We start from the raw sequence: 6,010 nt of genomic DNA, 5'->3' as shown, positions 1-6,010 counted from the left end.
GTTTGGGGATTAGGATCGGATACCACGAAGGACCCCGGTCCTTGGGAAGGAGAACAGCGCAACATGTGGAAACCCACACAACAGGAAGCTCTTTGGTTCCACGGCGGTAACTTACATCAGTCTCGCCATTACTCACAGTTCCTGTCGTTGCAGATCAAGGCAAGGATGGAGGGTATCGAAACCCCCGTATACGGGTTGCAGGAGGTGCACCACCTTTCGTAGGGATTGAGCCGGCCGAGGGCCGGATCCGCCCTTTACAGCATTTGAAAATGAATGTCTGTTTTGTTACGGAGCAGACATTCAGGTAACCTTTGGGTGCCGCATTGCCGCAAATGGCAGGTTTGTCCGGCACCGCAAAGTCGACATAGAGCGAATTCACTGAACGTTGGCATTGGGCTAAAATTGCCGAATGCTGCAAGTCGCACAAATGGCTGCTATTCAATCTTGGCGGTAAGCCGTTTGGCTAAGATGCCGATTAGGAACACGGACATGACGAGAAACACAGCGCCAAACATCCAAGCCGTGGGTGTGGAGTAGACCTCAGCAATAGCGCCGGCCAAAATCAGGCCCAAAGCTGCTCCAAGTTGTTGTATCAGCGATCTAAGAGACAGCATTGTAGATCTCTGGCTGTTTTCTACGCATCTATGAAGAATACTGCTGGCTGGCGTTTCAGAAACACCAAGGACAACGGAATAGATGATGAAAACCGTCACAAAGCCGACGATACTGTCCTGTAAAGCCAATGCGATCTGAACGCCCGCCATGCAAGCAAAAGCCGCCGCAAGTGCAATTGCGTGCCGCCGTCTGAAAATCCGACTGATGTAAGGGGACAGCGACGCGCCGAAAGCTATTGAGAAGAAATAGGCAGCGGTCAGGATACCAATGATAGTGTTTTCATAGCCTTCCTCCAACATTGGCTTGGCATGGGTCGGCCAAATCACCTCGACTGGATTGGTCGCCATTAGGAAAAACGCCAGCGCTGCCAAAAGTACCGACAACGCCGGATGTCTCAATGCGAGAAGAGTTGCATCTTTGATCACCAGGGGCACAGTGGCAAACCCCTGTTTCAGAGCATGAGGATTCAACGGGCGCGGTTTTTCCACAATGAAAAACAGGGTATAGACGAACACCCCAAGCATCACTGCTAGGCTCGCCGCGTAAGACACATCATAGATGCTGACACCCAGTCTCTTTGCCACCGAGCCAAAGAGATCGGGCAAAAGGCCTCCTAAAACAGACCCCACCGCCAAGCCCATGGCATTGGCCCATTGCGCCTTTGCAAGAGCAGGTTGAACATCCACATTCGGCGCAGCGGCTTTGAAGGTTTCGACGAACCAAGCGTCGAGCGTGCCCGACCGCAATGCGCGTCCAAAACCGATGAAGACAAACGAGAGCGCGAGAACATAGAAATCGCTTGTCGAGAGAAAGAGAGCGAGTGAAACCACGCTGGCGACGACCGCGGCCAGAAAGACTGGCTTTCGTCCAATGTTGTCGGCCAATCCGCCGAACGGGAGTTCCATCGCCATGGTTGTCAGTGAGTAGACCCCAAAAAGAAGCGAAATCTGGAAGAGATTCATGCCTCGATCGGTCAACGCCAGTGCAACAACGGCGACCGTCAAACCCATCGCAAAACGATCGAGAAACTGGTGGACCTGAAACACCCGGATGTGCCGTCTAGCTGGAAAGGTCAGCGCAGCGAAGGAGAATTTTAATTCCGTTGCCATGCTCGCACCTTCAGCCTTGCAGGCGATCTGCGCAATACCTCCGCAGAGGCGATGTCCATCCCGCGTGCGTAAAAACGTCGTTCGAACAAGCGCTGCTAAAGCTCACTTTGTCCGCGCAGCGGACGAGGACGCTTCCCAACGTTGGGTCCGCTAAGATATGGAGCTGAACCACGTCGGCAGTCTGGATGATACCCGCGCCAACTTATTGATAAAATTTATATTTCGCACAGAACTTTTGGCTGATCATTGATAACGTCAGCTTTGCCCGCACAGTAGTCGTTCGTTCGGATCAAACGCCCGTAGGCGCTGCGAACGTCTGCATCAACCCAATGATAACATACTGCGACATCAAGAGGATTAGTAACCTTGAACCCATGGCCCCGGAGATTGCAAATATTCTCCACTAAAATCGCGCTGCAAGTACGTCAATCGGTGAAGTCCACTTTTTGTCCGACCACCCTACGTATTTCAGTAAGTTATCTACTATACCAATGGCTTCAACCACTGTGTTGAGATCATCTGTAACTTCGAGGATCTAATTGTCGACACGAATGTATCTGTTTCCTTTGCCAGAAGCAGGAAGGTTTCACTTGTCCAAATCACCAATATCTGTCCAGTCTAGGTCTGCAGGTAACTTTGCGCCTCGTGTGTATCGCTTGATTTGCCCAGGTGGGACAGTTTTCGGGCCTTTTCACCCTACATGCTGCTGTGTCCGCGATCCGTAGAAACCGAAAATTTCAGCTTTTGGGCCCAAGGCGGTTGCTCACTCAATCTCGGTGAACGCCCACTTTGCGGCAGGAACCTCCATCCGAAACGCTAGTCTAGTTAATAAAGACATGACCAGAACCCAAATCCCCGTTGGGTTTAGTGACCTTTGGATATTCTGCATAGCCACTGCACCCAAATTTCCTTTCAAGCTCTGGTAAATCACCTAGGCGAGGATCGGGAAGGGTGTTAGGGGGTGGTGACTGCCACTATTTCTTTGAGAATATGTTTAGGTATTTCCTTGCCCCAGATCTGGCACTGGACAACATGTCTCGAGTAGTGACTGGACATTCGTGAAGACATAAGGAATTAGGAAACAATGTCCAACGAAACTTTGCCCTATTCGTGTGGACAGGCGGGTCTGGTTTGATTTCCACTGACCTATAACTTCCACCTGCCCTTGCCGAAAGGGCCAAAACAAAAGGCCTGTTGAGCGTCATGAACTACCACCCCAAATCGGATTTCATCGCCACGATGATCGAGCGCGGCTTTCTTGCCGACTGCACCGATTATCAAGGCCTGGATGAAGCACTGATAAGCGGGGTACAGACTGCCTATATCGGCTATGACGCCACTGCGCAGTCGCTGCACGTGGGCCACCTGATGAACATCATGGTTCTGCGCTGGTTACAAAAAACCGGACACAAACCAATTACGTTGATGGGCGGGGGCACAACAAAGGTGGGTGATCCCTCATTCCGTTCAGACGAACGCCCCCTTCTAGGTCCTGATCAGATCGACGCCAATATCGAGGGCATGAAGCAAGTATTCTCAAAGTACCTGTCCTATGACGACAGCGAAACTGGAGCCTTGATGCTCAACAATGCCGAGTGGTTGGACGATCTGAATTACCTTGATTTCCTGCGCGACATTGGACGGCATTTTTCGGTCAACCGGATGCTTTCGTTTGAATCGGTGAAATCTAGGTTGGACCGCGAACAGTCGCTCTCGTTTCTCGAATTCAACTACATGATTTTGCAGGCGTATGACTTCCTTGAGCTAAATCGCCGCTACGGCTGTGTGCTGCAAATGGGCGGGTCGGACCAATGGGGAAACATCATAAACGGCATAGACCTGACACGCCGTGTGTTGGATCATGAAATCTATGGACTGACCACTCCACTGCTTACAACTAGTGACGGCCGCAAGATGGGTAAGTCACAGGGGGGTGCTGTTTGGCTAAACGGAGACATGTTATCGGCCTACGAGTTCTGGCAGTTCTGGCGAAATACAACAGATGCTGATGTTGGTCGGTTCCTGAAAATCTTCACCGAGTTGCCAGTTGACGAGTGTGATCGTCTAGCGGCACTGGCGGGATCAGAAATAAACGAGGCAAAGATCCGTTTGGCGAATGAAGTTACTAGCCTACTGCACGGGACCAACGCCGCAATCAATGCTGAAGCCACCGCCCGCGAAGTATTTGAGCGAGGTGGTGTTGGAGACGACTTGCCAACTTTGACGTTATCCGGAGAAGAGTTACCGATTTCGGTCGTTCAATTGATAGTCAAATCGGGGCTCGCCAAATCTGGGAAAGAAGCCAAGCGCCTGATTGCCGAAAACGGAGCGAAACTTGACGATGCTCCATTAACTGACGCCGGCTTGATGATCGATCAAGGAATTCTGTCCTCACCCGTTAAGTTAAGCGCCGGTAAAAAACGGCATGCGCTGGTTCAGTTGGGATAGGTTCTTGCCGGAGCGTTAAAACAGCAAGTGACCACTTAATGAGGTGGTCACTTTTGTTTCCTAGCGAGTCGCGTGCTTTCTTAGGGTCGCAAATCTTATTTTTTGCCTTTGCCGCCCTTGTCACCATTTCCACCTTTTCCGGCGCCCTTCCCGGGGCTATCTTTCCCCTTTCCAGGTCCGTCTTTCCCCTGGCCGGGGCCATCTTTTCCCTTGCCAGGTCCGTCGTTTCCAATGCTGGGGCCGTCGTTTCCATTGTCGGGGCCATCTCCAGTTTCACCGGGTCCATCGTCGTCGTTACCCGGTTCGTTGCTTCCCCCACTGTCATTTTCTCCGCCGTTTTCGGAATTCCCGCCGCTATTAGCGCCGCCGTCGCTTGGACCAGCACCATTGCCCTCACCGAAGCTTTCTCCACCAGAGTTGCCAACGTATTGCCCATCACCGGTTTCTCCATTAGCGCTCAGCCCGACATCATCTCTGTCAGAGTCCCGGTTTTCACCGCCGGTTCCAGCGGCTTGAGCATTTGTTAGATTGGCTGTTGGAAGATCAGTCAACAATTCGGTAAGCCCCGGGCATTGCGCTGACGTTGCTTGCAAAGTGTGACTGAAGTCCGCCCTGTTTTGCAACCGCTTAATAAAGCTGGGCGTTACGTGCGTGCAGTCACACAAAGCGGCGTAATTCCCACTGCTTGCGACGTTACGAGCGGTTCGCCAATCGCAAACGTCTTGTGCAGCTTCTGCGCTGCCGAGCATCATTGCGCCAAGTGCTGGCGCGGCGATAGCTGCGCCCAGAACCTTTCGGTAACTCTCTGACATTTCCATACCTCTTGGCTGAAAAATCCCGACTGGGACAGGCTGTTCAGTGCCGAGGTGGTGACCGAGCGTGAAGCAAACATGAAAGATCGCTGAGGATTCCTTCAAGATAAGCTTGCTTCAATTTTGTGGACACGCCCCAAAAGATGCATTTAATGAACATCTGTTCATATCCAACAAGGAGAGAAACATGGAACTTTCCGATACAGCTGTGATCATCACCGGCGGTGCGTCTGGCCTGGGTGAAGCAACAGCTCGTTACTTCTCGGAACACGGCGCGAAAGTAACAATTCTGGATCGGGATGCTGAACGCGGCAGTAGTGTCGCGTCCGAGATCGGTGGCTATTTTGCCGAAACCGATGTCACTGATGAGACTTCGGTTGCCTCAGCTGTTTCGTTGGCTGCGGAGAGCATGGGCAAGATTACCGCTGCAGTAAACTGCGCCGGGATCGCATATGGGATCAAAACAGTGGGCAAAGATGGGCCACACCCTTTGGACGCATTTCAGCGAACGATTGACATCAATCTCGCGGGCACTTTCAACGTCTCGCGACTTGCTGCGGCCGAAATGGTCAAGAACAGCCCTGACCCGGACGGCGCTCGTGGTGTGATTATCAATACTGCTTCCATCGCCGCTTTTGACGGCCAAAAGGGGCAAGCTGCCTATGCAGCGTCCAAAGGTGGCGTAGTCGGCATGACGCTTCCGATGGCACGCGATCTGGCGTCCAGCGGGATACGGGTTATGACCATTGCACCGGGTATTTTCATGACACCCATGTTGGCCGGATTACCAGAAGATATTCAGGCCCAGCTTGCTGCTGACGTCCCAAATCCGGCTCGGTTGGGGGACCCGCGTGAATACGGGCGTTTAGCCGCTTTCATTGTTGAAATGAGTTATCTGAATGGAGAGGTAATCCGCATAGACGGCGCACTGCGAATGCGTTGATAATGTTCAACAACTGGCTACGCGCGAAAGTGCAGAGTGCTGGGCGCTTGAAATATTTATAGGTACGACCGAAAAGCACGCGC

Annotated in this window: 4 protein-coding genes and 1 pseudogene; 3 read left to right on the top strand and 2 right to left on the bottom strand. The window is 52.2% G+C overall.

Going from position 1 to position 6,010, the window contains the following annotated elements:
• Positions 1 to 222 (top strand): annotated as a pseudogene (locus AC2FNV_RS19200) (NAD(P)/FAD-dependent oxidoreductase); the annotation flags it as partial.
• 212 nt (positions 223 to 434) lie between these two features.
• Here the strand turns inward: AC2FNV_RS19200 and AC2FNV_RS19195 are convergent.
• On the bottom strand, positions 435 to 1,724 hold the full coding sequence (locus tag AC2FNV_RS19195; RefSeq protein ID WP_170608800.1) for an MFS transporter: 1,290 nt from the start codon (positions 1,722 to 1,724) through the stop codon (positions 435 to 437).
• Between the two features lie 1,203 nt (positions 1,725 to 2,927).
• On the opposite strand from AC2FNV_RS19195, the gene tyrS reads away from it, so the two are divergent.
• A complete protein-coding gene (gene tyrS / locus AC2FNV_RS19190) occupies positions 2,928 to 4,172 on the top strand; it encodes a tyrosine--tRNA ligase (RefSeq protein WP_170608799.1) in 1,245 nt (414 codons plus the stop codon).
• Between the two features lie 95 nt (positions 4,173 to 4,267).
• Here the strand turns inward: tyrS and AC2FNV_RS19185 are convergent, their stop codons facing one another.
• Positions 4,268 to 4,984 carry a hypothetical protein gene (locus AC2FNV_RS19185; protein WP_174823051.1) on the bottom strand — a complete coding sequence of 239 codons (717 nt, stop codon included), beginning with the start codon at positions 4,982 to 4,984 and terminating at the stop codon, positions 4,268 to 4,270.
• Positions 4,985 to 5,171: 187 nt separating this feature from the next.
• Between AC2FNV_RS19185 and AC2FNV_RS19180 the strand changes: the two genes are divergently transcribed.
• Positions 5,172 to 5,927 (top strand): 3-hydroxyacyl-CoA dehydrogenase, encoded by a 756-nt coding sequence (locus AC2FNV_RS19180; RefSeq protein ID WP_170608798.1) that lies wholly within the window; start codon positions 5,172 to 5,174, stop codon positions 5,925 to 5,927.
• Positions 5,928 to 6,010: the final 83 nt, after the last annotated feature.

This window comes from Ruegeria sp. BHSA163 (assembly GCF_059613365.1).
Note: the sequence above shows the minus strand (reverse complement) of the source record. Positions and strands in the feature narration are given on the sequence as shown.

Excerpts from the sequence above, each read along its gene's own strand:
- tyrS (WP_170608799.1), top strand. The coding sequence starts at position 2,928 with ATGAACTACCACCCCAAATCGGATTTCATCGCCACGATGATCGAGCGC.
- AC2FNV_RS19185 (WP_174823051.1), bottom strand. The coding sequence starts at position 4,984 with ATGTCAGAGAGTTACCGAAAGGTTCTGGGCGCAGCTATCGCCGCGCCA.
- AC2FNV_RS19180 (WP_170608798.1), top strand. The coding sequence starts at position 5,172 with ATGGAACTTTCCGATACAGCTGTGATCATCACCGGCGGTGCGTCTGGC.
- AC2FNV_RS19195 (WP_170608800.1), bottom strand. The coding sequence starts at position 1,724 with ATGGCAACGGAATTAAAATTCTCCTTCGCTGCGCTGACCTTTCCAGCT.